The 26062-nt window shown below is 62.4% G+C and carries 26 protein-coding genes and 1 riboswitch; of the genes, 16 read left to right on the forward strand and 10 right to left on the reverse strand.

The window, feature by feature from the left end; genetic code table 11:
- Positions 1 to 26: 26 nt before the first annotated feature.
- Positions 27 to 1013, reverse strand: a complete 987-nt coding sequence (locus FQ668_RS03185; protein WP_010951987.1) for an NAD(P)/FAD-dependent oxidoreductase — start codon at positions 1011 to 1013, stop codon at positions 27 to 29.
- 186 nt (positions 1014 to 1199) lie between these two features.
- Here FQ668_RS03185 and FQ668_RS03190 point away from each other — a divergent pair, with 186 nt between their 5' ends.
- Both FQ668_RS03190 and hemH read left to right on the forward strand, forming a co-directional pair.
- Entirely contained in the window at positions 1200 to 2105 is a 906-nt protein-coding gene (locus FQ668_RS03190; RefSeq protein WP_019437888.1) for a TIGR01777 family oxidoreductase, read from the forward strand.
- Positions 2106 to 2118: 13 nt separating this feature from the next.
- Positions 2119 to 3135 (forward strand): ferrochelatase, encoded by a 1017-nt coding sequence (gene hemH, locus FQ668_RS03195; protein WP_019437887.1) that lies wholly within the window; start codon positions 2119 to 2121, stop codon positions 3133 to 3135.
- Positions 3136 to 3170: 35 nt separating this feature from the next.
- On the opposite strand, the gene FQ668_RS03200 is transcribed toward hemH, so the two are convergent.
- Positions 3171 to 4436: a uracil-xanthine permease family protein gene (locus FQ668_RS03200; protein WP_003247369.1), complete on the reverse strand. Its 1266-nt coding sequence runs from the start codon at positions 4434 to 4436 to the stop codon at positions 3171 to 3173.
- Positions 4437 to 4438: 2 nt separating this feature from the next.
- Positions 4439 to 5077 (reverse strand): uracil phosphoribosyltransferase, encoded by a 639-nt coding sequence (upp, locus tag FQ668_RS03205; protein ID WP_003247366.1) that lies wholly within the window; start codon positions 5075 to 5077, stop codon positions 4439 to 4441.
- 162 nt (positions 5078 to 5239) lie between these two features.
- On the opposite strand from upp, the gene FQ668_RS03210 reads away from it, so the two are divergent.
- From FQ668_RS03210 to FQ668_RS03225, 4 genes are all read left to right on the forward strand, one after another.
- Complete coding sequence (locus FQ668_RS03210; RefSeq protein WP_010951990.1) at positions 5240 to 5797, forward strand: hypoxanthine-guanine phosphoribosyltransferase; 558 nt, start codon at positions 5240 to 5242, stop codon at positions 5795 to 5797.
- A gap of 2 nt (positions 5798 to 5799) precedes the next feature.
- The gene (locus FQ668_RS03215; RefSeq protein WP_014589678.1) at positions 5800 to 6273 is read left to right on the forward strand and encodes a WbuC family cupin fold metalloprotein; all 474 of its coding nucleotides are present in this window, start codon (positions 5800 to 5802) and stop codon (positions 6271 to 6273) included.
- A 51-nt stretch (positions 6274 to 6324) separates the two neighbouring features.
- Complete coding sequence (locus FQ668_RS03220; RefSeq protein ID WP_014589679.1) at positions 6325 to 6795, forward strand: hypothetical protein; 471 nt, start codon at positions 6325 to 6327, stop codon at positions 6793 to 6795.
- Between the two features lie 68 nt (positions 6796 to 6863).
- Positions 6864 to 7154, forward strand: coding sequence for a PA4642 family protein (locus FQ668_RS03225; protein ID WP_003247360.1), 291 nt, complete (start codon positions 6864 to 6866; stop codon positions 7152 to 7154).
- A 177-nt stretch (positions 7155 to 7331) separates the two neighbouring features.
- Here the strand turns inward: FQ668_RS03225 and mqo are convergent, their stop codons facing one another.
- Both mqo and FQ668_RS03240 read right to left on the reverse strand, forming a co-directional pair.
- Positions 7332 to 8840, reverse strand: a complete 1509-nt coding sequence (gene mqo / locus FQ668_RS03235; protein ID WP_010951993.1) for a malate dehydrogenase (quinone) — start codon at positions 8838 to 8840, stop codon at positions 7332 to 7334.
- A gap of 601 nt (positions 8841 to 9441) precedes the next feature.
- The gene (locus FQ668_RS03240; protein WP_014589680.1) at positions 9442 to 9675 is read right to left on the reverse strand and encodes a hypothetical protein; all 234 of its coding nucleotides are present in this window, start codon (positions 9673 to 9675) and stop codon (positions 9442 to 9444) included.
- Between the two features lie 145 nt (positions 9676 to 9820).
- Between FQ668_RS03240 and FQ668_RS03245 the strand changes: the two genes are divergently transcribed.
- Complete coding sequence (locus tag FQ668_RS03245; protein ID WP_010951995.1) at positions 9821 to 10405, forward strand: YajG family lipoprotein; 585 nt, start codon at positions 9821 to 9823, stop codon at positions 10403 to 10405.
- Positions 10406 to 10479: 74 nt separating this feature from the next.
- On the opposite strand, the gene FQ668_RS03250 is transcribed toward FQ668_RS03245, so the two are convergent.
- Positions 10480 to 10686 (reverse strand): hypothetical protein, encoded by a 207-nt coding sequence (locus tag FQ668_RS03250; RefSeq protein ID WP_003247353.1) that lies wholly within the window; start codon positions 10684 to 10686, stop codon positions 10480 to 10482.
- 160 nt (positions 10687 to 10846) lie between these two features.
- On the opposite strand from FQ668_RS03250, the gene FQ668_RS03255 reads away from it, so the two are divergent.
- On the forward strand, positions 10847 to 11107 hold the full coding sequence (locus FQ668_RS03255) for a hypothetical protein (protein ID WP_014589681.1): 261 nt from the start codon (positions 10847 to 10849) through the stop codon (positions 11105 to 11107).
- A gap of 35 nt (positions 11108 to 11142) precedes the next feature.
- Here FQ668_RS03255 and FQ668_RS03260 read toward each other — a convergent pair whose 3' ends face one another.
- The gene (locus tag FQ668_RS03260) at positions 11143 to 12312 is read right to left on the reverse strand and encodes a 1-acyl-sn-glycerol-3-phosphate acyltransferase (protein WP_014589682.1); all 1170 of its coding nucleotides are present in this window, start codon (positions 12310 to 12312) and stop codon (positions 11143 to 11145) included.
- Between the two features lie 122 nt (positions 12313 to 12434).
- On the opposite strand from FQ668_RS03260, the gene FQ668_RS03265 reads away from it, so the two are divergent.
- The 4 genes from FQ668_RS03265 (at position 12435) to FQ668_RS03280 (ending at position 14516) form a co-directional block, all read left to right on the forward strand.
- On the forward strand, positions 12435 to 12620 hold the full coding sequence (locus FQ668_RS03265; RefSeq protein WP_010951999.1) for a CPXCG motif-containing cysteine-rich protein: 186 nt from the start codon (positions 12435 to 12437) through the stop codon (positions 12618 to 12620).
- Entirely contained in the window at positions 12620 to 12880 is a 261-nt protein-coding gene (locus FQ668_RS03270; protein WP_014589683.1) for a DUF2007 domain-containing protein, read from the forward strand. The genes FQ668_RS03265 and FQ668_RS03270 overlap by 1 nt, the downstream gene beginning before the upstream one ends.
- Positions 12881 to 12895: 15 nt before the next feature.
- A complete protein-coding gene (locus FQ668_RS03275; RefSeq protein ID WP_010952000.1) occupies positions 12896 to 13516 on the forward strand; it encodes an SOS response-associated peptidase in 621 nt (206 codons plus the stop codon).
- A gap of 181 nt (positions 13517 to 13697) precedes the next feature.
- The gene (locus FQ668_RS03280; RefSeq protein ID WP_014589684.1) at positions 13698 to 14516 is read left to right on the forward strand and encodes a M48 family metallopeptidase; all 819 of its coding nucleotides are present in this window, start codon (positions 13698 to 13700) and stop codon (positions 14514 to 14516) included.
- A gap of 42 nt (positions 14517 to 14558) precedes the next feature.
- On the opposite strand, the gene FQ668_RS03285 is transcribed toward FQ668_RS03280, so the two are convergent.
- From FQ668_RS03285 to FQ668_RS03295, 3 genes are all read right to left on the reverse strand, one after another.
- Positions 14559 to 15143 (reverse strand): TMEM165/GDT1 family protein, encoded by a 585-nt coding sequence (locus FQ668_RS03285; protein WP_003247342.1) that lies wholly within the window; start codon positions 15141 to 15143, stop codon positions 14559 to 14561.
- Positions 15144 to 15231: 88 nt separating this feature from the next.
- Positions 15232 to 15371: riboswitch (yybP-ykoY riboswitch) on the reverse strand.
- A 40-nt stretch (positions 15372 to 15411) separates the two neighbouring features.
- Entirely contained in the window at positions 15412 to 16410 is a 999-nt protein-coding gene (locus tag FQ668_RS03290; RefSeq protein WP_019437885.1) for a class I SAM-dependent methyltransferase, read from the reverse strand.
- Between the two features lie 54 nt (positions 16411 to 16464).
- A complete protein-coding gene (locus tag FQ668_RS03295; protein ID WP_014589687.1) occupies positions 16465 to 17430 on the reverse strand; it encodes a 2-hydroxyacid dehydrogenase in 966 nt (321 codons plus the stop codon).
- 282 nt (positions 17431 to 17712) lie between these two features.
- Between FQ668_RS03295 and FQ668_RS03305 the strand changes: the two genes are divergently transcribed.
- From FQ668_RS03305 to FQ668_RS03330, 4 genes are all read left to right on the forward strand, one after another.
- Positions 17713 to 19395 carry a fatty acid--CoA ligase gene (locus tag FQ668_RS03305; protein WP_014589688.1) on the forward strand — a complete coding sequence of 561 codons (1683 nt, stop codon included), beginning with the start codon at positions 17713 to 17715 and terminating at the stop codon, positions 19393 to 19395.
- 331 nt (positions 19396 to 19726) lie between these two features.
- Positions 19727 to 21613 (forward strand): DUF1302 domain-containing protein, encoded by a 1887-nt coding sequence (locus tag FQ668_RS03315; protein ID WP_014589689.1) that lies wholly within the window; start codon positions 19727 to 19729, stop codon positions 21611 to 21613.
- 25 nt (positions 21614 to 21638) lie between these two features.
- A complete protein-coding gene (locus FQ668_RS03320) occupies positions 21639 to 23003 on the forward strand; it encodes a DUF1329 domain-containing protein (RefSeq protein WP_014589690.1) in 1365 nt (454 codons plus the stop codon).
- A 334-nt stretch (positions 23004 to 23337) separates the two neighbouring features.
- Positions 23338 to 26055 (forward strand): LuxR C-terminal-related transcriptional regulator, encoded by a 2718-nt coding sequence (locus FQ668_RS03330; RefSeq protein WP_014589691.1) that lies wholly within the window; start codon positions 23338 to 23340, stop codon positions 26053 to 26055.
- The last annotated feature ends 7 nt before the right edge of the window (positions 26056 to 26062 follow it).

A 26062-nucleotide genomic window follows, 5' to 3' on the forward strand; every position in this document is an offset into this window, starting at 1 on the left:
AACTAGTATTTTTGTATAGTTCGGCATCACTCAAGGTGTTCGAGCAAGCGCCGCGCTGCTTCCTGGCCACTGAGCCATGCGCCCTCGACGCGGCCGGACAGGCACCAGTCCCCACAGGCGTACAAGCCCTGGTCAGCATCGGCCAGTGCGCCCCACTCATGGTTGCTACTGGGGCGGGCATAGAGCCAGCGGTGGGCCAGGGCGAAGGTGGGCGGTGGTACCACGCAGCCGACCAGTTCGGCGAATTCGCCCCACAGCTGTTCGATCACTTCGTCCTTGGGCAGGTCGATGTGTTGCCGGCTCCAGTCTGACGTTGCGTGCAGTACCCAGGTGTCCAGGTGCTCGTCGCGGCCAGGTTTGCTGCGATTGCGGGCCAGCCAGTCCAGCGGGTTGTCCTGCACGAAGCAGCCTTGCATTGGTGTATCCAGCGGTGTCTCGAAGGCAAGGGCGACGGCCCAGGTAGGTTCCATTTGCACGCCAGCGGCCACGGCTGCCAGCTTCGGTGTGGCGGCCAGAAGTGGCGTGGCCTGCGGTGCCGGGACGGCAATGACCACACGGCTGTAGGGGCCGTGGCTGCAACCTTCGGTGTCTTGCAGGTGCCAGTACTGCTTGCCGCGAAACACTTCCGCTATGCGGCAGCCGAAATTGACGGTGACGTCCTTGAGCAAGCCGCGGGTAATGGCGCTCATGCGTGGCACGCCCACCCAGCGCGTCTGCTCGTCGGGGGAGGGGGTAAGTTCGCCATCACGGTAGTTGTACAGTTGAGGCTTCCACTGCTCGGCCCAGCCGGCGGCGACCCATTGCTGCACCTGATCGACGAAGCGTCGGTCACGGGCAGTGAAGTACTGTGCCCCCAGGTCGAGCGCGCCGGCTTCGCTGCGCTTGCTGGCCATGCGCCCGCCACTGCCGTGGCCTTTGTCGAACAAGTGCACGGATTGCCCGGCCTTCTGCAAGGCCTGGGCGGCTGACAAACCGGCGATGCCGGCCCCGATGATGGCGATAGGTACTGTCATGATGGCCTCTTCAAACCTTGCTGTGAGCAGACTACGCTGTCAGGCAAACCTGTACAATGCCAAAATTATGTATAAGGTTATTCCGTGTTGGCGGCAGGTTGGCCTATGTTTATCCGAGAGCGTCGGGTCAAAAAAGTGCCTTGCTGTTAAAAATAGACCACCGACGCATTCTGCGAGGACACAGCCATGCATATATTGCTGACAGGTGGCACCGGTTTGATTGGCAAGCATCTGTGCCAGTACTGGCTGGGCCAAGGGCATCGGCTTACGGTTTGGAGCAGGCGTCCTGAACAGGTGGCGAAAATCTGTGGTAGCGGGGTGCGTGGTATCGCGCGCCTGGAGCAGCTGGAGGCCGACGATCATCTTGATGCGGTGGTCAACCTTGCCGGTGCGCCGATTGCCGACAGGCCCTGGACGGCCGCCCGGCGCAGCGTGCTGTGGGCCAGCCGTGTCACCCTTACCGAGCAATTGCTGGCTTGGTTGGGCACCCGTGAGCAGCGCCCGGACGTGTTGATCTCCGGCTCTGCGGTAGGTTGGTACGGAGACGGTGGCGAACGCGAACTGACCGAGGCTTCACCCCCGGTGCGTGAAGATTTCGCCAGCCAGTTGTGTATTGCCTGGGAAGAGACCGCCCAGCGTTCGCAAGCGCAGGGGATACGCGTGGTACTGGTCCGTACCGGCCTGGTGCTGGCCAGCGATGGCGGCTTTTTGTCGCGCCTGCGCATGCCCTTCAAGCTGGGGCTGGGCGGGCCTTTGGGCAATGGGCGGCAGTGGATGCCCTGGGTTCATATAGACGACCAGGTCGCCCTGATTGATTTTCTCTTGCAGCACAAGGATGCCAGCGGTCCTTATAATGCCTGCGCGCCGGAGCCTGTGCGTAACCGTGAGTTTGCCAGGCGACTGGGCCGCGCCCTGCATCGGCCGGCGCTGTTGCCAGTGCCGGCATTGCTGCTCAAGGCCGGGCTTGGCGAGATGTCCACCTTGCTGCTGGGAGGCCAGCGGGCGCGCCCAGTACGCTTGCTGGAAGCCGGCTTCACCTTCCGCTTCAACGATCTGCAATCGGCGCTGGACAACCTGTCCAGTCGCCTCTGACATAGGACGCTGCATGACCGATCACGCCCTGCTGCTGGTCAACCTGGGTTCCCCGGCCTCCACCTCGGTGGCCGATGTGCGCCGCTACCTCAACCAGTTCCTCATGGACCCGTACGTGATCGACCTGCCGTGGCCGGTGCGGCGCTTGCTGGTGTCGCTGGTCCTGATCAAGCGCCCGGAGCAGTCGGCACATGCCTACGCTTCGATCTGGTGGGAGGAGGGCTCGCCTCTGGTTGTGCTGACCCGTCGCCTGCAGGCAGCGATGGCCGAGCACTGGCCCCATGGCCCGGTGGAAATCGCCATGCGCTACGGCCAGCCGGCCTTGCCTGATGTGTTGGCGCGGCTGGCCGCCCAAGGTGTGCGCAAGGTGACTTTGGCACCGCTTTATCCACAGTTCGCCGACAGCACGGTGACCACTGTGATCGAGCAGGCAAAACAGACGGTCAGCGAGCGCCAGTTACCGTTGCAGATGCGCGTGCTGCAGCCGTTCTACGAGCACCCGGCTTACATCGAGGCGCTGGCAGCCAGCGCCCGGCCATACCTGGAGCAGGGTTACGACCACCTGCTGCTGAGCTTCCATGGTTTGCCGGAACGGCACCTGAAGAAACTGTTTCCGAAGGGGGTCAAGCACGACCTGCGCGCTGCCGATTGCTGCCACGGTGCAACCGCCGAAGTACGTTCGGTTTGCTATCGCGGGCAATGCCTGGCTACTGCCAAAGCCTTTGCGCAGAGCATGGGCATACCGGATGGCAAATGGTCGGTATCGTTCCAGTCGCGGCTGGGCCGGGACAAGTGGATCGAACCCTACACCGAGACGCGGCTGGATGAGTTGGCCAAGGCTGGTGTGAAGAAGCTGCTGGTGATGTGCCCGGCGTTTGTGGCGGATTGCATCGAGACGCTGGAAGAGATAGGGATGCGTGGCAGCGAGCAGTTTGTCGAGGCGGGCGGCCAGGAGCTGGTGCTGGTGCCGTGCCTGAATGATCACCCGGAGTGGGTGAGGGTGTTGGCTGATATGTGTGAGAAGGCCTGAATCGAAGGGGCCGCTTTGCGGCCCCGTCCGACCGGTCATACATCCAGCTTCTTGTGCTTCCAGCTGTCATTACCCGGCAGAATCAGGTTCAGCGCAATAGCCACAATGGCGCACAGGGCGATGCCCTTCAGGCCCCAGTCATCCGGGCCGTCACCGCTGCCGATCAGCACGCCGCCGATACCGAACACCAGTGTCACCGAGACGATCACCAGGTTGCGTGCCTCACCCAGGTCAATCTTGTGGCGGATCATGGTGTTCATGCCCACCGCTGCGATCGAGCCGAACAGCAGGCACAGAATGCCGCCCATCACCGGCACCGGGATGCTCTGCAGCAGCGCGCCGAACTTGCCGATGAATGCCAGGGTAATGGCAAAGACCGCCGCCCAGGTCATGATCTTCGGGTTGTAGTTCTTGGTCAGCATCACCGCGCCGGTCACTTCGGCGTAGGTGGTGTTGGGCGGGCCGCCGAACAGGCCGGCTGCAGTGGTAGCCAGGCCGTCGCCCAGCAACGTCCGGTGCAGGCCAGGCTTTTTCAGGTAGTCACGGCCGGTCACGCTGCCCACTGCGATCACCCCGCCGATATGCTCGATCGCCGGCGCCAGCGCAACCGGGACGATGAACAGAATGGCCTGCCAGTTGAACGCAGGGGCGGTGAAATTGGGAATTTCCAGCCACGGTGCAGCAGCGATCCTGGCGGTATCGACCACCCCAAAAGCGAACGACAGGGCAAAGCCCACCAGCACGCCGGAGATGATGGGTACCAGGCGGAAAATGCCCTTGCCGAATACGGCAACGATCAAGGTTGTCAGCAGCGCTGGCATCGAGATCAGCATGGCCGTCTTGTAAGGCATCAGTGCCGTACCGTCCCCACCTTTGCCCATTGCCATGTTGGCGGCGATCGGTGCCATGGCCAGGCCGATGGAGATGATCACCGGGCCGATCACCACCGGCGGCAGCATGCGGTCGATGAAACCGGTGCCTTTGATTTTTACCATCAGCCCCATGAAGGTGTACACGAAGCCGGCAGCCATTACGCCACCCATGGTCTCGGCAAGGCCGAACTGGCCTTTGGCAAGAATGATCGGCGTGATGAAGGCAAAGCTCGAGGCCAGGAACACCGGTACCTGACGACCGGTGACCAGCTGGAATAGCAGGGTGCCGATGCCGGCGGTGAACAGCGCGACGTTCGGGTCGAGGCCGGTGATCAGGGGCATCAGCACCAGCGCGCCGAATGCCACGAAGAGCATCTGCGCGCCCGAAACGACCTGGCGCCAGAGCGGGTCGTTGAAGCCGTCCTGCATGGTCAGGCGTCCTTTTGCTTGGTGCCGAAGATCTTGTCACCGGCATCACCCAGGCCTGGCACGATGTAGCCGTGCTCGTTCAGGCGCTGGTCGATCGAGGCGGTGTAGATCTTCACGTCCGGGTGGGCTTTTTCCACCACCTCGATGCCTTCTGGTGCGGCGACCAGCACCATGGCGCGAATCTCTTTGCAGCCGGCCTTTTTCAGCAGGTCGATGGTGGCAACCATCGAGCCGCCGGTGGCCAGCATCGGGTCGATGATCAGGGCCAGGCGCTGGTTGATGTCCGGCGCGAGCTTTTCCAGATAGGTGTGGGCTTCGAGGGTTTCTTCGTTTCGGGCAACGCCGACGGCGCTGACCTTGGCACCCGGGATCAGGCTGAGCACGCCGTCGAGCATGCCGATGCCGGCGCGCAGGATCGGTACTACGGTGATCTTCTTGCCGGCGATTTTTTCAACCGAGACCTTGCCACACCAGCCGTCGATCTCGTAGGTTTCGAGGGGCAGGTCCTGGGTGGCTTCATACGTCAGGAGCGCGCCGACTTCCTGGGCGAGTTCGCGAAAATTTTTGGTGCTGATATCGGCACGGCGCATCAGGCCAAGCTTGTGGCGGATCAGCGGATGGCGGATCTCACGAGTGGGCATAGGGGAGGGCTCCGAAAGGCGGGCAAAAAAACCGCGCTAGATTAATCTATTCAGCCTGTGCTGTCGTCTGGTCATTCTGGACGTTAGTCCATAAATGCTTGATCTGTGACGAGCGGATGCGTACCTTTGCCCGCTTTTCCAAAATGCCCCCCGGAGCGCGCCATGTCCGCCGATCTCGAGCATATCCGTCAAGTCATGCATGAAGCTGACTGCCTGTACACCGAAGCCGAAGTCGAAGCGGCCATCGCCAAAGTCGGCGAGCAGATCTGCAAGGACCTGCACGACAAGAACCCGGTTGTGTTCTGCGTGATGAATGGTGGCCTGATCTTCTCCGGCAAACTGCTGACCCACCTGCAGTTCCCGCTGGAAGCCTCGTACCTGCACGCTACCCGCTACCGCAACCAGACCAGCGGCGGCGAGCTTTTCTGGAAGGCCAAGCCGGAAGTGTCGTTCATCGACCGTGACGTGTTGATCGTTGACGATATCCTCGACGAAGGCCACACCCTCAGCGCCATCATCGAGTTTTGCAAGCATGCCGGCGCCCGCTCGGTGTACACCGCTGTGCTGATCGACAAGGACCACGACCGCAAGGCAAGCCCTGACCTCAAGGCCAACTATGTGGGCCTGCCTTGTGTCGATCGCTATATCTTCGGTTACGGCATGGACTACAAAGGATACTGGCGCAACGCTAACGGCATCTTCGCCGTAAAGGGGCTGTAACCGTGCGCCAGCCTGCGTTCATCGACCAATCGCTGTTCGCCGGGCTGGCCGAAAAGGCCGCTGCCAACCCGCGCGGGCGGCAGCACCATAACTTTCACGATATGGAAGAGCCCTGCCACCGCATGGCTGTCGGGCTGCAACCGAGCACCTACATTCCGCCGCATCGCCATTTGAGCGCCGACAAGGCTGAAACCTTGATAGCGCTCAAGGGGCGTTTTGGCCTGTTGATCTTCGATGAACAAGGCGCGGTGACTGACAAGCGGGTGCTGCAGGCCGGTGGCGACTGTCTGGGTGTGGATCTTGCGCCTGGTACCTACCATGGCTTGGTGGTGCTGGAGCCGGACAGTATTCTGTTCGAGTGCAAGGCTGGGCCATACCGACCAGTGGGCGAGGGCGAGCACGCACACTGGGCGCCGCGCGAGGGTGAAGCCGGCGTGGCCGATTACCAGGCTTGGATGCGCGCGCAGTTCGATTGATATCGCCTGTACCCGGCGTGCTAGAGTGCTCCTTCATACAAGGAGCCTCACATGCGTGCGATTCTTCCCCTCCTGCTGGTGGTTAGCCTGCCGCTCGCTGCCGCACCGCTGCACAGTCAGTTCCTGCCTCCTGATGACCAGTCCCTGCGCCAGGAAGCACCGACCAGCCAGCAATTGCTGCAAGTGACTGACTATTCGGTGGTTGTAGGGGCCCAGCGCCAGTCCGATCAGCAGCCGATCCCGATCACATCGTCGTTGCAGGTGCGCCTGAAGGGCAAGCCGCTGAGCAAGGGTGCGACCATTGCCCAGGTGCTGCTGACGTTCGATGGTGAAGCGGCCAAAAGCCTGAAAAAGCCTGTGTATGACGCTAAAAACCGCACCTTGAGCCTGAACTACCCGGTGAGCAACTACCGGGTGGTGATGGACCTGCTGCGTAACGAAACCCTGTACGTGCAGTTTCTGACTTACGGCAACGGCCACATCTGGGCCGACTTGCACACCGGGACGGTACGTACGCGTTGAGGCGCGAAGCCTGCGGGGGGTAAACTGCCGGCCTTCGAAATTCCGTGATGGTCCAGTTGGAGTCGGCAATGCGTAAAGACAAGAAACAGGTAATCGGTGACGAAATCAGCGACGACTACATCAAGTCGTTCCTTCAGTTCGAGCCGGCCGATGGTGTGACTTCGCCGTCGCTGCACAAGCTGGTCAAGGCTTACCGTGGCCTGCGCGTGGACGACTTCGAGCGCTTTGTAGGCTTCTTCGTCGAAGCTGGCCTGGACCTGGATGGCAAGGACGAGCACGGCAAGACCTTCGTCGAGCAGATTGCCGACCAGCGCAATGCCCCTGAGTACATCGAGATCATCGATAAAGCCCGCGGCTGATCTGTAGCCAGTGCCGGCCTCTTCGCGGGCGCGCCCGCTCCCACAGGAGTCGCGTCGCACCTGCGGGCATTACCGAACCTGTGGGAGCGGGCATGCCCGCGAAGAGGCCGGTACAGGCTGATCAAGCGCCAGGCACAAAAAAACGCCCCGAGGGGCGTTTTTTCGTTAGCGGGCGGTTCAGGCGTAATGCTTGGCCGCCGGGCTGCTCTCTGCCAGATCCAGCGCCGCGTCGTTATCGGCACTGATCTTGTGGTACAGCGCAGCATCGGTTGCCAGGGTCTTCTCGCGAGCCGGGAAGATTTCCTTGAGCTTGGCAGCCCAGGCGCCCTTGGCCTGCTCGGGGAAGCAGCGCTCGATCAGTTCCAGCATGATCGATACGGTTACCGAGGCACCTGGCGATGCGCCGAGCAGTGCTGCCAGGCTGCCGTCCTGGGCCGAGACCAGCTCGGTACCGAACTGCAGCACGCCGCCTTTTTTCGGGTCTTTCTTGATGATCTGCACGCGCTGACCCGCCACTTCCAGGCGCCAGTCCTCGGCCTTGGCCTGCGGATAGAAACGACGCAGGGCTTCCAGGCGCTGCTCCATCGACTGCATCACTTCGCTGACCAGGTACTTGGTCAGGTCCATGTTGTCGCGGGCCACGGCCAGCATCGGGCCGATGTTGCCCATGCGCACCGACAGCGGCAGGTCCATCAGCGAGCCGTGCTTGAGGAACTTGGTAGTGAAACCGGCATACGGGCCGAACAGCAGCGAAGTCTTGCCGTCCACGACGCGGGTGTCCAGGTGCGGCACCGACATCGGCGGGGCGCCGACAGCGGCCTGGCTGTAGACCTTGGCCTGATGCTGCTTGACGATCTCCGGGTTGTCGCAACGTAGCCACTGGCCGCTGACAGGGAAGCCGCCGAAGCCTTTGCTTTCCGGGATGCCGGACAACTGCAGCAGCGGCAGGGCCGCGCCGCCGGCGCCGAGGAAGACGAAGCGGGCGTCGACTTCACGGCTACCGCCGCTGTTGACGTCCTTGATGCTCACGGTCCAGCCGCTGCCGTTACGGCGCAGGCCGACCACCTTCTTGCTGTACTTGACCTGCGCGTCCGGCGAGTCGCCCAGCAGCTTGAGCAGCTTGTTGGTCAGTGCGCCGAAGTTGACGTCGGTGCCTTTGGCCACGCGGGTAGCGGCGATGTGCTGGTCGGCCGGGCGGCCAGGCATCATCAGCGGCATCCAGTCGTTCATCACGGCCTTGTCTTCGGTGTATTCCATCTCGGCGAAGGCGTGGTGCTGCTTGAGCAGCTCGAAGCGCTTCTTGAGGAAGGAAACACCCTTGTCACCCTCGACGTAACTCAGGTGCGGGACAGGGTTGATGAAGGCACGCGCCGAGCCGAAGTTGCCCTTCTTGGTCAGGTAGGCCCAGAACTGGCGCGAAACCTCGAACTGGGTGTTGATGTGCACGGCCTTCTTGATGTCGATGCTGCCATCGGCGGCCTGCGGCGTGTAGTTCAGCTCGCACAGGCCGGCGTGGCCGGTGCCTGCGTTGTTCCAGGGGTTGGAGCTTTCCGCGGCCCCGGAGTCCATCGCCTCGACGACCTCAAGCTTCAGGGTCGGGTCAAGCTCCTTGAGCAGTACGGCCAGGGTGGCACTCATGATGCCCGCGCCTACCAGTACCACATCAACCGATTCGTTCTGCGCCATTTAACGCGTCTCCACAATCTACAGCTACCTAATTGACAGCATAGGACCTGGGTTTGCCAGGGTCGCCATGTCCGACTTTTCGCAGTTCTTGCAACTTCCGCGGACACCGCCAATCAGTCTTCGGGTTCGTGTATTGAACGCCGTTTGCCACAGGTGCGGCAATTCGACTTATGGTCAAGGTGTCGTGCGTGCGTTATGGAACGGTTCAGACACTCATACGGGATGAGCGCATCTGCCGCCTGTTCAGGGCTGTTCGGGACACATCTGCCGCTTTTGCACATGCCAGACTGTTCATTTGCTCGCCACACTCTTGTGAAGTTGTGAAAACCGTTTTTTCACGCTCTTTTGGAGACGTGAACCTCAAAAGGGGACTGCGCGATGGCAACCCGCAGGTTCATGCAGTGTGAAGGGCCGGAAAAAGCAGGCACGACAGCCGATGCAAGACCTGAGTGGAAGGCTCTCTGTGGGCGAAGCGGTGAAGTTGCCGGGGTCAATCGGCGAATGCGGGGCCCGATCAGGAGACGTCCTTATAATCGGGGGGAGATTATAGCGATGTCGCGGGCAGAAATGTCGCCATTCGTGGTTTTTATTGCAGCGTTTGTCAGGCAGCGAGGAGGCGCTGGTGCCAACGGCGGTTTGCGCGGGCGCAAACCCGGGCTTCGATGGGCAGCTCGCGCCCCAGCCAGGCCAGCTGAATTTCGCTGATCTGCACCCAGTCGATGCCGCTTGGTGCCTGGCTGCATTGCTTGAACGCCAGGCATTTGCCATCAGCGTCAAGGCGGGCATAAGCGTTGTAGCGCGGCCGTTGGAAGAGTTGAGTCCAGAGCGAGGTCATGGCGGCGAGTCCTTTGCGTTAGGGCTTGGCGCAAGGATAAGGGTGTGGCGATGAAACGATTGTGACAAGCGGGCCGGGCCGATGACTGGTCTGTGCCTGGCTAGGTATACTGTGGGCCTTTGCCGCATTTTCTGGAGAAACGCGCATGTTGCAACGTCTGTTGTTCGGTTTGATCGCCGTGGCCAGCCTTAGCCTGGTCGGTTGTGCCCACAGTCCGCAACAACTCAACCCGCAACCCACGCTCAAAGCCCAGCTGGCCCCGGTCGGTCATGGCCAGCCGGTGGTGGTCCGGGTAGTTGATGGCCGGCCTTCGCAGTCCCTGGGTACCCGCGGTGGCATGTACCCCGAGACCAGCACCATCAGCGTCAGCGGTAATGACGTGGTGCCCAAGCTGCAGGCTCAGGCTGAAGCTGCTGTGCGCCTGCTCGGCTTCACCCCGACCCCGAACGCCGGCAATGCACCGCAGCTGACCGTGACCCTGGCCGAGCTGAAGTACCAGTCGCCGAAAGACAACCTTTACGTGACCGAGGCCACCATCGGCGCCACCTTCCGCGCTGATGTGACCAATGGCGGCCGCCGTTACAGCGGCCGTTATGGCGCTTCGCTGGACCAGCGTTTCGGCATGGCGCCGAATCAGGACACCAACACCCAGCTGGTGGGTGATGTGCTGAGCGATGCCCTGACCCGCCTGTTCAAGGACCCGAGCATTGGGCAGGTGCTGGGTCAGTAAGCTTCAGGTTGTGCAAGAAAACCCGCTGCCAGAGTGACAGGCAGCGGGTTTTTTGTTGTCTGGCCGGCACAGATTTATGCAGCTTCTATGTGGAAATCCAGCAAGCTGAACCCGGTGCCGGCATCCACTTCAGGCAAGTCCTCATGCACATGTCCGCCAAGCGCACAGTAGACCAGCCACTGGCGGTCCTGCACATTGATGGCAAAACCATCGATCAGCGCCTGTTGTTCATCGCTCTGGGCAACGAGGTAGAGGCGGTCCTGGTTTTCGGCGTGCAACATGAAAAAGCTCCGGGTCATCAAAAGGTCGACAGGGTCGCCTGTATGGATGACGAGCGGATGACAGATGAAATTTAATGACAGTTTGTCGCCAAGGCCGGGCGCCACGGTGCGACTTGGGTAGAATGCTGGCCTTTGCCACTGCTCACACCGAGGTTGCGTGATGTCCTTGCAAGTGCTCTGGGGGTTCCTGGCCGCCCATCCCACCAAGCTGATCAACCTGCTGGCGCTGCTGCTGACCTGCCCGGGCGGTTTGCTGCTGCACAGTGCGCGGCGGCGCGAGGCCGAAACCCGCGAGTACATGGCCGTAGACGAGGGGGTAGTGGACGCTTTCGAACTTCGGGTGCCGAAATACTTCTACATCCTGGGCTTTTCGTGCCTGGCGATGGCGCTGCTGCTGTCCTGGTTCAGCACCTGGATCTGAGCACCATCGGGGCTGCAACGCAGCCCCAAACCTGATCAGGCTACAGGTGCCTGCTGCCTGACCTGATACTGGTTGCGCACTGGCGTCGCATACTGCAACACCAGGTACGGCCGCTGCTCTTGCGGGCAGGCATCCAGACGCCGTTGCCATTCTTCCTTGGCCTTGGCCAGCTCATCCGCCGGGAACACCTTCTCGGCGCTTGGCACCTGCAGGGCTTCGTCCTTGCCCTCCCACATCGCATACGCCAGGTAATGCACCGGGAACAGTCGGTAGCCCCCCAGAATCTGCCGGTCGATCTCTGCCGCCAGCTGTTTTGTGTCTTCGTGGTACTCGGTTACCGGCGGCGCGAAGTTGATGTGGACTCGGCCCTTGTAGCCGGTAATGCCTTTGGCAATGCTGTTGTCATCTTCGCCCGGCGCCTTCTTGTAGGTGCCGGTTGTGGCGCGGATGTACAGCTCGCGGGCCTTGGCCTGGTCGCACGGGTCGTATTCGTAGCTGATCGACACCGGGGTCAGGTTCAGGCTCTGGATCACTGCACCGAACGGTTCGTCCTTGCGGCTCATGTGGAACATCTTGAGGATCGCCGAGTCGGTACGGTCGTCACCGTCCTTGGCCCGACCTTCGGCCTGGGCGATCCAGATCGAGGTGGCATCGTTGCGGATCGAGTGGTTGATGTAAGCCGACAGCAGTTGGTAAGCAGCCAGTTTTTCGCGCCGCCCGCTGATCGAACGGTGCACGATGAAGCTTTTGTTCAGGCGCATCATGTCGCTGACAAAGGGCTTTTGCAGCAAGTTGTCGCCAATGGCGATGCGCGGCGTGGGCAGGCCGGCGTGGTACACGGCATAGTTGACGAAGGCCGGGTCCATGACGATATCACGGTGGTTGGCCAGGAACAGGTAGGCGGTGCCGGCCTTGAGCTGTTCCACACCCGAGTAGGTGACGCCGTCGGTGGCGCGATCGATGGTCTGGTCGACGTAGTACTCGACTTTGTCCTGCAGGGTCGAGACACAGGTAACGCCGGCGAATTCCTTGCGCAGGCGGCGTGCGATCAAGGGCTTGAGCAACCAGCCGAGAGCACCGGCCGCACGCGGAAAGCGGAAGTGAGTGAGGATATCGAGGAATGCCGGGTCGCTGAGCAGGCGTGCCAGAACGGCAGGGACCTCAGCGTCGTCGTACGGTCGGATGGCATCGAATTCGCCCATCATGCTCTCTTGTTGGAAACGGCTAGGGTAATAAGGTAGGGACGGGCTCCGAAAAACGGCTCGGACGCACACAGACCCTGTAAACAGACCGGCAATTATACGCATAAGTCACTGCGGAGGCCGCGATGCTGGAAACCGACTTCTATGATTGCCCTTATTGTGGCGAACGTGTGGAAACTACCGTCGATCTGTCTGCGGGCGACCAGGTTTATACCGAGGATTGCCAGGTGTGCTGCCAGCCTGTGGTGTGCATTCTGCAGGTGCATGGTGACGAATGGATGCTTGAAGTCCGCCGCGAGGACGACACCTGATGCAGCGCATCTACGAACCGGAAAGCCTGCTCGAGGCGCAAATGCTGGTGGGCATGCTTGCCAGTGAGGGGATCGATGTACACGTGGTAGGCCGCGACCTGCTCGGTGCCGCCGGCGAGCTGCCCTTGCAGGGCCTGCTGGGGCTCGTCGCGGCTGATGAGCAGGCCGAATGCGCACGGCTGCTGATCGATGCGTACAATGATGCCCAGCCACTGGTTGGCGACGAACCGGAGAATGTCCCCGGTACCTTGATCTGCTAGGTTCTGAATTCGCCCATGTGTGGACGTTATGCCCTGTTTCGCTGGCCCCAGGCCCTTGCCAGTCTGCCGGGCTTTCCCGTCGGCCAGCCGGCCCAATGGAATATATCGCCTGGGGCGTCGGTGCTGATCCAGCGTCAGCTTGATGGCCAGCAGCAACTGGCCAAGGCGCGCTGGGGGTTGACCCCGGCCTGGCTCACCGACCTGTCCCGCACCCCTGCCCATGCCCGCGCCGAAACGCTGGCCGAACAGCCGATGTTTCGCGATGCATTTCGTCAGCGCCGCTGCCTGATGCCGGCCAACGGCTTTTACGAATGGCGTGGCAGCGTGCGCAAACGCCCGTTCTGGTTGACCCCGGGGGAGGGCGCGTCGCTGTACTTTGCGGCGGTGTGGGAGGCCTACCCGGTGCAGGACCAGGTTTGGCTGAGTTGCGCGGTGGTGACTCAGGCGGCCATGAATCAGCGTCGGCCGCTCATCCTCGACGAAGCGGGGCAGGCGGCCTGGCTTGACCCGGACACGCCGATTACCCGCTTGCACGAGCTGCTGGCCAGCCCACCTGCGACGTTGCGTGAGCGGGCCTTGGCCAATTTCGTCAATGACCCGAAGCTGGATGCGCCGGAGTGTCTTACCCCGGCTTGATGGGGTGCCTGTACCGGCCCTTTCGCGGGCAAGCCCGCTCCTACCCACGATCGTGTTACCCCTGTAGGAGCGGGCTTGCGCGCGAAGAGGCCGGTACAGGCGACGAAAATCTTCCCTGCGGCTATGGCAGCCATTGGCGACTCGGCCTAGGATACGGCGCATGTGGATAGGGAGTGTTTTCATGCGTAAGTCTTTTGTCATCAGCCTGCTGAGTGCTGGCATCCTGCTGGCCGGCTGCCAGGCGGTGAATACCACCAGCGGCGGTGCTGTTGGCGTCGAGCGCCAGCAGTACATGTTCAGCATGCTCTCGACCGATGAGGTCAACCAGATGTACGCGCAGTCGTATCAGCAGACCCTGGGTGAAGCGTCGAGCAAGGGTGTGCTCGACAAGTCCAGCGCCGATGCCAAGCGTGTGCAGGCCATTGCCAACCGCCTGATCGCCCAGGCACCCAAATTCCGCCCGGATGCCGCGCAGTGGGACTGGCAAGTCAACGTGATCAAGAGTGACGAACTGAACGCCAACTGCGGCCCGGGCGGCAAGATCATCGTCTACACCGGGCTGATCGATCAGCTCAAGCTCACCGATGCGGAAATTGCCGCAGTGGTTGGGCACGAAATTGCCCACGCTTTGCGCGAGCATAGTCGCGAGGCAATGTCCAAGGCATACGGTGTGGAAATGGCTCGCCAGGGTGCCGGTGCCATCTTTGGCCTCGGCCAGAGCAGCATGGCCATGGCCGACACGGTGGTGAACTACGCCATGACCTTGCCCAACAGCCGGGCCAACGAGAACGAGGCCGACCTGATTGGCCTGGAGCTGTCGGCCCGTGCCGGCTACGACCCGAATGCCGCGATCACCCTGTGGAACAAGATGAGCAAGGCTTCCGAAGGTGCACCGCCTGAGTTCATGAGTACTCACCCGGCGTCCGCGAGCCGTATTGCTTCGCTGCAGGCGGCGATTCCGAAGGTGATGCCGCTTTATCAGGCTGCCGCCAAGCAGTAAATGCCTGAATCCTGGGGCTGCATGGCAGCCCCGGTTTTCCCTTTACCCAATCCAGCCACTGGCCTTCATTGCCGAATAGACGGCCACGATCGCCAGCACGAAGAACGCCGTAGCCGCCAGGCGGCGAATCAACGTCAACGGCAGTTTGTCAGCCGCGAAGTTACCCGCCAGTACCACCGGCACGTTGGCAATCAGCATACCCAGGGTAGTGCCGATAATGACCATGATCAGGTGTGGATACTGCGCAGCCAGCATTACGGTGGCGACCTGGGTCTTGTCACCGATTTCGGCCAGGAAGAACGCAATCAGTGTTGTCAGGAATGGCCCGAAACGGCGAGCCGGGTTCTCGTCGTCATCCATCTTGTCCGGTACCAGGGTCCACAGTGCGGTGGCGGTAAAGCTCGCGGCCAGGATCCAGTGCAGTGCCGAATCGCTGAAGAAGCTGCCGACCCACGCCCCCACGGCACCGGCTGCGGCATGGTTGGCCAGGGTGGCGGCGATGATGCCGGCGATGATCGGCCAGGGTTTGCGGAAGCGAGCAGCGAGAATGAGTGCGAGCAGTTGCGTCTTGTCGCCGATCTCGGCCAGGGCAACGATAGCGGTGGGGACCAGCAGTGATTCCAGCATCAGGATTCCTACGGGGGCGGGTCGACACGGCTATGACACGTACAGCCTCCCCGCCCCGGGTAAGGTGTGCGTGTCATAGGTCTTGTCAAACCCTCGATCCGTCTATGCGGATCTCGCCATGCAGGCGTGCATGGTGGGTCGCACGCGCCATGGTCTGTGGACCAAGTATGTTGACGCGTACCGGGCGAGCTGGGTGCTCGCGGGAGACTACTCCCCTAGGACGGTGCGGATTCTGCCTAGGCAAAACGTTTTCGGCAAGCGCTGTTTTTTATCCGCGAGTTGCCTGGTAGATGCGGAAACCGTCGGCCTCGTCACGTACCTGGCAGTTGCCCAACGCCCCTTCGATCAGTGGCTGGTAGCGCAGGAAACTGTTGGCGACCAAGCGCATTTCGCCACCTTTTCGAAGATGAACGGCCGATTTTTTCAGCAAGTTTTCTGAAGCCTGATAGTTGGTATGAACGCCGGTGTGGAATGGCGGGTTGCTCAGGATAAGGCTCAGTTCGGTAGGGGCGGCGTCGATGCCATCGCCGCTGATCACTTCGCCTTCCAGGCCGTTGGCAGCCAGCGTCAGGCGGCTGGCTGCCACGGCGAAGGCATCCACGTCCAGCAAGGTTACCCGGCTTTTTGGGTAACGGCGTTTGAGCGTGGCACCCAGCACCCCGGCACCGCAGCCAAAGTCCAGCATGTGGCCACCGGGCAGGCCGTCAAGATGCTTCAGGAGCAGGGCGGTACCTCGGTCGAGTCGGCCATGGCTGAATACCCCGGGCAGGCTGACCACCTGCAACGGGCCGTCTTCGAGGGCCAGCTCGAAGCGCTCGGCCAGGCTTTCCAGCGGTTTTGCCTGCGGTGCCTGGTCGATGGTCACTTGCCACAGCTGGCAGTGCCGGGCGCTATCGAGTTTGCGTGGCTTGCCAAAGGCCTGCAGCTGCTTGGCCGCGCCCTCGATGCCGCCGCGCTTCTCGCCGACCAGGTACAGCTCGCGGCCAGCCAGGCGCGATGCCAGGGCGTTGAGCAGATAGGCGGCCAGATCGCGGGATTTGGGCAGGAACAGCACGGCGCTGTCGAATGCTGCTTCAGGAGCCTCGACGCCGTAATGGCTGCGGCCTGCGAAGCGGCTTTCGAGCATGGCCTGATCGCCGGCATGCCAGGTCCAGGCCTGGGCCTGAGGCAACTGGCCGAGCAGGTCGTCGGCGGGGGCGCCGGCGATCAGCAGCGGCCCCTGAAACAGCTCTGCCTGACGGAGCAATACTTCACTGCGCGGGTCCATGGACGACGTCTCCTGGAAAAAAGTGGCGCAGTGTAGCAGAGGCGGGCGCCTGGCTCAGCTGACCACGCGGCGTGGCTGCCCGGCGAAGAAGGCCTGGGCGTTCTCGCTGAGCTGGCCGACGATGCGCTGGCGCGACTCCACGGCACCCCAGGCGCTGTGCGGGGTGATGATCAGGCGCGGGATGCCGGGCTCCAGCAGCGGGTTGCCGTTGACCGGCGGCTCCACGCTCAGCACGTCGGTGGCCGCGCCGCCCAAGTGACCCCCGCGCAGGGCATCGGCCAACGCCTGTTCGTCGATCAGGCCGCCACGGGCGGTGTTGACCACCAGCGCGTTGGGCTTGAGCAGGGCCAGTTCGCGGGCACCGAGCATATGCCGGGTGTGCTCGTTCAGCGGGCAGTGCAGGGTCAGTGCATCGACTTGCGGCAGCAGCTCGTCCAGCGGCAGCCGATCGGCGCGCTCCGGGCGGCCAGGGATCTGCCCGCTCAGTACACGCATACCGAAGGCTTCGGCCAGCCTCGCCACTGCGCCGCCCAGTTCGCCGTGGCCGAGCAGGCCGAGGGTTTTGCCCTCCAGTTCGACGATAGGAAAGTCCAGCAGGCAGAACTGGCTGGCCTTGGCCCACTGGCCATCGGCCACCGCCTGGTTGTAGTCGCACAGCCGAGTGGCCAGGGCCAACAGCAGGGCCAGGGTATGCTGGGCGACAGACGGCGTGCCGTAGCCCTGGCAGTTGCACACGGTGATGCCCTGGGCGCGGGCGGCGGCCAGGTCGACATTGTTGGTGCCGGTGGCGGCCACCAGGATCAGCTTCAATTGCGGGTTGGCGGCCAGGGCTGCGGCGTCGAGCATGACCTTGTTGCTGACCACTGCCACGGCGCCCTGCAAGCGTTCCGCGACCTGTTCCGGGCGGGTGGTGGCGAACAGTTCGAACTGGTCGAACTGCTGCTTCAGGGGCGAAAGGTCGAGGTCGCCAAGGTCCAGGGACTGGTGATCGAGAAACACGGCGCGACGCGGGCTGGGCATGAAGATCTCCGGTGGCAGGGAGGGATAAGGGCGTTGTGGCCATTTGCGGGCATGCTCGCCCCCACAAACCTTGCAGGAGCGGGCTTGCCGGCGAAGAGGCCCTCGGCTTCGGCGCAAACCTGAAGCCGCCGCCGCAGTGTCTAGCTCAACCTTGCTGCCCGTCAACGCCCGCCACTCATACCTTTGCCGCGCAAATCATTCCTTCGGCTGATTTGGCCGTCACATTGGCGAACTACAGTAAACCCAGACTTGTCCGGCCCGCTTTTCAGAAAAGGGATCCCCATGTTGCAGACACGCATCATCAAGCCCGCCGAGGGCGCCTATGCCTATCCATTGCTGATCAAGCGCCTGCTGATGTCCGGCAGCCGCTATGAAAAGACCCGGGAAATCGTCTACCGCGACCAGATGCGGCTGACGTATCCACAGCTCAACGAGCGCATTGCCCGCCTGGCCAATGTGCTGACGGAGGCCGGGGTCAAGGCCGGTGACACCGTGGCGGTGATGGACTGGGACAGCCATCGCTACCTGGAATGCATGTTTGCCATCCCGATGATCGGCGCTGTAGTGCACACCATCAACGTGCGCCTGTCGCCCGAGCAGATCCTCTACACCATGAACCATGCCGAAGACCGCGTGGTGCTGGTCAACAGCGACTTCGTCGGCCTGTACCAGGCCATCGCCGGGCAGCTGACCACTGTCGACAAGACCCTGCTGCTGACCGATGGCCCGGACAAGACTGCCGAACTGCCCGGTCTGGTCGGCGAGTATGAGCAGCTGCTGGCTGCTGCCAGCCCGCGCTACGACTTCCCGGATTTCGACGAGAACTCGGTGGCCACTACCTTCTACACCACTGGCACCACCGGTAACCCCAAGGGCGTGTATTTCAGTCACCGCCAGCTGGTGCTGCACACCCTGGCCGAGGCCTCGGTCACCGGCAGTATCGACAGCGTGCGCCTGCTGGGCAGCAACGACGTGTACATGCCCATCACCCCGATGTTTCACGTACATGCCTGGGGCATCCCCTACGCTGCCACCATGCTCGGCATGAAGCAGGTGTACCCGGGGCGCTACGAGCCGGACATGCTGGTCAAGCTTTGGCGTGAAGAGAAGGTCACCTTCTCCCACTGCGTACCGACCATCCTGCAGATGCTGCTCAACTGCCCGAACGCCCAGGGGCAGGACTTCGGCGGCTGGAAGATCATCATCGGCGGCAGCTCGCTCAACCGTTCGCTGTACCAGGCCGCCCTGGCGCGCGGCATCCAGCTGACCGCCGCGTATGGCATGTCGGAAACCTGCCCGCTTATCTCCGCGGCACACCTGAACGATGAACTGCAGGTCGGCAGCGAGGATGAGCGCGTCACTTACCGTATCAAGGCCGGTGTGCCGGTGCCGTTGGTCGAAGCGGCCATCGTCGACGGCGAAGGCAACTTCCTGCCCGCTGATGGTGAAACCCAGGGCGAGCTGGTACTGCGTGCGCCGTGGCTGACCATGGGCTACTTCAAGGAACCGGAGAAGAGCGAGGAGCTGTGGCAGGGCGGCTGGCTGCACACCGGTGACGTCGCCACCCTCGACGGCATGGGCTACATCGACATCCGCGACCGCATCAAGGATGTGATCAAGACCGGTGGCGAGTGGGTTTCCTCGCTCGACCTGGAAGACCTGATCAGCCGCCACCCGGCTGTGCGCGAAGTGGCGGTGGTGGGGGTGGCCGACCCGCAGTGGGGTGAGCGCCCGTTTGCCCTGCTGGTGGTACGTGACGGCCACGATATCGACGCCAAGGCGCTGAAGGAACACCTCAAGCCATTCGTCGAGCAAGGTCATATCAACAAGTGGGCGATTCCTAGCCAGATCGCCGTTGTTACTGAAATTCCCAAGACCAGTGTCGGCAAGCTCGACAAGAAACGCATCCGCCAGGACATCGTCCAGTGGCAGGCCAGCAACAGCGCGTTCCTTTCCACGTTGTAACCATTGTGCGGGTCGCGCACGTCAGAGCGTGACCCGCATGCTAGAGAGCCCGCCGCCTTGCCAAACGACAGAAATGCGCCATCCTTGAGCACTACCAGCCCGCAACCGAAGCAAAACTGCAGCGAGTTGGTGGCATGGAGCGCAAATCACACTTTAGAGGGATCAAGCGCCTGTGCCTGCTGGCTATAGTCGGGGCCAGGGGATTTTCAGGAATGGGGGAGGGCGACATGCGCAAGCTGTGTCGCCGCAGGTGCAAGCCTGCAATCCGGTCGCTCGGGCCGTTCTTGAAAGGACTCACTGCCATAACAAAAAAGTACATGGAGTAGCGTCGATGAAATCTGCAAACCTGTTCTGGCGCCGGGCCAAGCTGCCCTTGGCCGTCAGCCTTGCTTCCACGCTCGCAAGTCCTGCTTTCGCTGTCAGTTTCAACATTGGTGAAATCGAAGGCCAGTTCGACTCGTCGCTCTCCATCGGCGCCAGCTGGTCGACGGCCAACCCCAACAAGAACCTGATAGGGGTGAACAACGGCGGCAAGGGCCTGTCACAGACATCCGACGATGGCCACCTGAACTTCAAGAAGGGCGAAACCTTCTCCAAGATCTTCAAGGGCATTCATGACCTGGAGCTCAAGTACGGCGACACCGGTGTGTTCGTGCGCGGCAAGTACTGGTACGACTTCGAACTGAAGGACGAAAACCGCGAGTTCAAGGACATCAGCGACTCCAACCGCAAGGAAGGCGCCAAGTCGTCCGGCGCCGAGCTGCTCGACGCCTTTGTCTACCACAACTACTCCATCGGCGATCAGCCTGGCTCGGTGCGTTTTGGCAAGCAGGTAGTGAGCTGGGGCGAAAGTACCTTCATCGGCGGCGGCATCAACTCGATCAACCCCATCGACGTGTCGGCGTTCCGCCGTCCCGGGGCCGAGATCAAGGAAGGCCTGATTCCGGTCAACATGTTCTACATCTCGCAGAGCCTGACCGACAACCTGTCGGCCGAGGCCTTCTACCAGCTCGAATGGGACCAGACGGTCGTCGACAACTGCGGCACCTTCTTCTCCCAGCCGGACATCATTGCCGACGGCTGTACCGACAACTTGCGCGTGCTCAATAGCAGCCGCACGGTGCCGGGCGCTGCGCAGCAGTTCCTTGCCACGCGGGGCGTGAACATCAACGAAGAGGGTGTGATGGTGCGCCGTGGTGCCGACCGCGATGCGCGTGACAGCGGCCAGTTCGGTGTGGCCATGCGCTATATGTTCGAGCCGTTGGACACGGAGTTCGGCGCCTACTTCATGAATTACCATAGCCGTGCACCCATCTTCAGTGCCACAGGGGCCCCGCCGTCCGTGTTCGCCGGGCTGAGTGCCCTGCCTGCGCAGCTGCGTGCATTGGCGCCTCTGATCGTGGCGGGTAATTCCGAGTACTTTGTGGAATACCCCGAGGACATCCGCCTTTATGGCTTGAGTTTCTCCACCACGTTACCCACTGGCACCGCCTGGAGCGGCGAAGTCAGCTACCGCCCCAATGCGCCAGTGCAGCTCAATACCACGGATATCCTGTTCGCCGGTGTCCGTCCCATTGGCGGCGCGTTGAGCAACGCATCGTTGCTGACCGGTACTCCGGGGCAAGACCTGCATGGGTATCGCCGTAAGGAGATCACCCAGTTCCAGACCACCCTGACCCATTTCTTCGACCAGGTGATGGGTGCCAGCCGGATGACTGTAGTCGGTGAAGTGGGTGTTACCCATGTCGGCGGCCTGGAGAATGCCCACGATACCCGCTACGGTCGCGACCCGGTGTTCGGCCCAGGTCCGTTGCCATCCACCGGTGGCGCCGATACCTGCCAGGCGCTCAACGGCAGCACCATCGCTGGCGCTGGTGCGGGGGCATCCACCACCAACCTGAACCGTAAATGCGAGAACGACGGCTACACCACCAGCACTTCCTGGGGTTACCGCGGCCGTGTCATCTGGGACTACAACGACGTTTTCGCGGGTATCAACCTGAAGCCGAGCGTGGCCTGGTCGCATGATGTGTCCGGCTATTCGCCTGGCCCTGGCGCCAACTTCGAGGAAGGCCGCAAGGCTGTCAGCCTGGGCCTGGACGCCGAGTACCAGAACACCTATACGGCGAGCCTGTCGTATACCAACTTCTTCGACGGCAAGTACAGCACCGTGGATGACCGCGACTTCGTCGCCCTCAGCTTCGGCGTGAACTTCTAAGCATACAGATCCAGGACGACACGACATGAACAAGACCAGAAGTCTGCTGCAAGCCGGTGTACTGGGCCTGTCCCTGCTGGCGACCAGCGTCATGGCTGCGGTATCCGCCGATGAGGCGGCCAAGCTGGGCAGCACCCTGACCCCGATGGGTGCCGAGAAGGCCGGCAACGCCGACGGCTCCATCGGCCCGTGGGAGCCGCTTTCGAAGACCGCAGGCAGCGTCGACGGCAAGGGCTTCCTGTCCGACCCGTACGGCAGTGAAAAACCGCTGTTCACCATCACGGCGCAGAATGCCGACCAGTACAAGGACAAGCTCTCGCCCGGCCAATTGGCCATGTTCAAACGCTACCCGAACACCTACAAGATCCCGGTGTTCAAGACCCATCGCGGCGCAACCGTCCCGGCCGATGTGTTTGCTGCCATCAAGGAAAACGCCACCAAAACCACCCTGGTGGAAGGCGGCAACGGCCTGAGCAACTTCCGCACGGCGGTGCCGTTCCCTATCCCGAAAAGCGGCCTTGAGGTGATCTGGAACCACATCACCCGCTACCGCGGCGGCAGTGTCAGCCGCCTGGTGACCCAGGCCACGCCGCAGCAGAATGGCTCGTTCAACCCCGTATACTTCTCCGACCAGTTCGTCTTCCGCGACAAGATGAAGGACTACGACCCGAACAACCCAGGCAACATCCTGTTCTACTTCAAGCAGGAAGTGACCGCGCCAGCGCGCTTGGCCGGGACCGTGCTGCTGGTGCACGAAACCCTCGACCAGGTGAAGGAGCCGCGCAAGGCGTGGATCTACAACGCCGGCCAACGCCGTGTGCGCCAGGCACCGCAAGTGTCGTACGACGGCCCGGGTACCGCCGCCGACGGCCTGCGTACGTCGGACAACCTGGACATGTTCAACGGTGCGCCAGACCGCTACGACTGGAAGCTGGAAGGCAAGAAGGAACTGTACATCGCCTCCAACGCCTTCAAGCTGGATGACCCCAAGCTGAAGTACGCCGACATCATCAAGGCCGGGCACATCAACCAGGACCTGTCCCGTTACGAGCTGCGCCGTGTCTGGCACGTGGTTGCAACCCTGAAGCCAGGCCAGCGGCACATCTACGCCAAGCGTGATTTCTACATCGACGAAGACACTTGGCAGGCCGCAGTGATCGACCAGTACGACGGCCGCGGCCAACTGTGGCGCGTGTCCGAGGCCCATGCTCAGCCTTATTACAACATGGAAGTGCCTTGGTACACCCTGGAAGCCATCTACGACCTGCAGTCCGGTCGGTACCTGGCCCTTGGGATGAAGAACGAAGAGAAACGCGCCTACGACTTCGGCTTCAGTGCCAGCAAGGCCGATTTCCAGCCAGCGGCGCTGCGTCAGTCGGGTATTCGCTAAGCTGAAATCACTGAACGCCGTGTGATTCCCAGAACGCCCCGGCTCGCCGGGGCGTTTCTATTTCCTGAGGCGGCCTCTTCGCGGGTGAACCCGCTCCTACAGGTTCCGCGCAGCTCTGTAGGAGCGGGTTCACCCGCGAAGAGGCCGGACAAGGCAATAAACCTCCTGAATACCTCCCCAAACCCCCGCCCCAGCCCCTGTCCATCAGCCATGTTGCTTTTTGTCGCAGTCTTTTCCATGCCTATTGCGCCCATCATCTTCAAATGCGCAGCGTTAACGGCTAGTCTCGCAAACATCCATACCGCCGTTGTCTTCCAACCAGAACGAGCCGGCCATGACAGATCTGTCCCGCACCCATGGATTCGCAAGTCAGGCCCTTGGCCTGCGGGACGGGCGTTTCTTCCGGCCGCCGCTGCCGGACGGCCATGTGCCGCGCCTGCGTTTGTGCCAGCGGCTGGAAGCCGGTTTGGGCGGGCGGCTGCTGCTGGTCAATGCGCCGGCGGGTTTCGGCAAAAGCTCCCTGGCCATCGAGTTTTGCGAAACACTGCCCGAGCACTGGCGCAGCCTGTGGCTTGGCCTGAGCCAGCGGGACGCCGACCCTGGCCGCTTCCTTGAGCGCTTGCTTGAAGGCCTGCAGCAATACTGCCCGGCACTGGGCGGCCAGGCCATGGGCCTGCTGAAAATGCGACAGCGCCACCAGCCGTTTGCCTTTGAAGAGTGGCTTGACGGCCTGCTCGACGAGCTGGCGCTGTACCTGCAAGCTGATACGCCGCTGCTGCTGGTGCTTGACGACTATCACCTGGCCCAGGGGCCGGTGCTCGACCGTTGCCTGCAGTTCTTCCTCAATCATCTGCCACCCGGTCTGGTATTGCTGGTGACCAGCCGCCAGCGGCCAGACTGGCACCTGGCGCGCCTGCGCCTGTCCCGGCAGTTGGTCGAGCTTAACGAACAGGACCTGCGCCTCACCGCGGATGAGTCGCTGGCGGTGATCGGTCGCCAGCCTACCGGCCTGCGCGGCCAGGCACTGGACAACCTGATCCAGCGCAGCGACGGCTGGGTGGCCGGCTTGCGTTTCTGGCAGTTGGCGGCCAGCGACAGCGCTGACGAGCAAGCCTTGCCCCAGGCGCTGCATGGTGGCGAGGGCCTGATCCGCGACTACCTGCTTGAAGAAGTCATCGACAGGCTACCTGCGGACGTGCAGGCCTTCTTGGACGAAACCGCCTGCCAGGAGCGATTCTGCGCTCCGCTTTGCGATGCGATGCGTGGACGCCACGACAGTGCCGCCGTCCTGAGCTTCCTGCAGGCGCATCAGGTGTTCCTTGTGCCGCTGGACGAGCATGGCCACTGGTTCCGCTATCACCATTTGTTCTCCGACCTGCTGCGCAGCCGCCAGGCGAGCGAATCTCAGGTCGCTCTGCATTTGCGGGCCTGCCGCTGGTTTGAAGCTCAAGACCTGCTGGACGAGGCGGTGGAGCAGGCTTTGCGTGCCGGCCACCTCGATGTTGCCGCCGACCTGGTGCAAAGTCTGTCCGAGGAGCAACTGCTGGCCGAGCAGAATGTCGGCATGTTGCTGCGCTGGAAGATGGACCTGCCCGACAGTCTGTTGATCAGTACGCCGCGGCTGATCGTGCTGTACAGCTGGGCGTTGGGGCTGGCTTGCCAGCTGGATGCTGCCGAGGAACTGGCTGGCTACCTCAGTCGCTTTCTGCCCGCGCCTTCGGCGACCGCGCAAAAGTCGATGCTGGCCCAATGGCTGGCTCTCAGTGGGGTCATTGCCCGTGGCCGTGGCGACCGCGAGCGCACCCTGGCCTATTGCGGCGAAGCGCTGCAGAGCCTGCCGAGCAAGCGCTATGGCCAGCGGCTGGTGTGTTTGTCGACGCTGTCCAACCTGGCCATTGCCGATGGTGACTTCTGGCGGGCCCGAGGCTGGAACCGCGAGGCCCTGGAGCTAGCCCAGCGGGTCGGAAACCCCTTGTTCGAGGCGCTGGCGCATTACGACCGGGCGCGGGTGCTGCATGCCCGTGGCGAGGTGCTGCGCGCGCTGGACGAAGTGCGACAGGGGCTGCAACGTCTGCAAGGGCTTTCGGCGCAGCGGCTGTATGCCGTGCGTGCGCGGCTGACGCTTTACGAAGGTTACCTGCTGGTCTCGCGTCTGCAGCCAGCTCAGGGCCGCGCGCGTTTGCGCGCAGGGCTGGGCGAGGCGCGAGCGTGCCGGGACATCAGTGTGCTCATCGGCCATTGCGTGATTGCCACGCTCGATGGCCGGGAAGGCCACTTTGCCGAGGCCTTTGCCGAACTGGCCGAGGCCGAGCGCTTGATGCACATCTGGGATGTGCCCCCGGTCTACTACCTGGCCATGATTACCCTGGTCAAATGCGAACTGTGGCTGGCCCAGGGGCGTACCGACCTGGCGGAGTCCTGGCTGCAGCGCCTGGGCCAGACCTATGGCGGCGAGCAGCCGGCGGCGGCACCGGAGTTCCATCCGCTGCTGCCATTGCACATTGCGTTGCAGCAGGCATCGCTCGATCGCATCCAGTTGCGTAGCGACGATGCCGTGCAACGCCTGGCATGCCTGGTAAAGCGCGGCCAGGCCAATGGCGGCATGATGCTCACCGTCAGCGCCCTGAGCCAATGGCTTTCCCTGCTGTTGGACGAAGGCAAGGAAGGGCAGGCCGCGCAGTTGCTGCCAAGCTTGCTGGAAGCGGCGCATGGCGGCGTGATGCAGCCGATGCAGCCCCTGCTGGAAAAACACCCGCAATGGCTTCATGAACAACTGCAGGCAGGTGCCGCTTGCCCGGTTCAGGCTGAACTGCTCAAGCACCTGCCGCCAGTGCCAGTCGCCAGTACGGGCAACGGCGAAGCGCTGAGTGGCCGCGAAATGGCTGTGCTCGAACTGATTGCCCAAGGCTGTTCCAATCAACAGATCAGCGAGCGGCTGTTCATTTCCCTGCACACGGTGAAGACCCACGCCAGCCATATCAACAGCAAGTTGGGCGTGGAGCGGCGCACCCAGGCGGTGGCCAAGGCCAAATTCCTGGGGTTGCTGGCGTGATACTGGC

The sequence above is a fragment of the Pseudomonas sp. Kh14 genome (genome assembly GCF_900291005.1).
Taxonomy (GTDB): Bacteria; Pseudomonadota; Gammaproteobacteria; order Pseudomonadales; family Pseudomonadaceae; genus Aquipseudomonas; species Aquipseudomonas alloputida.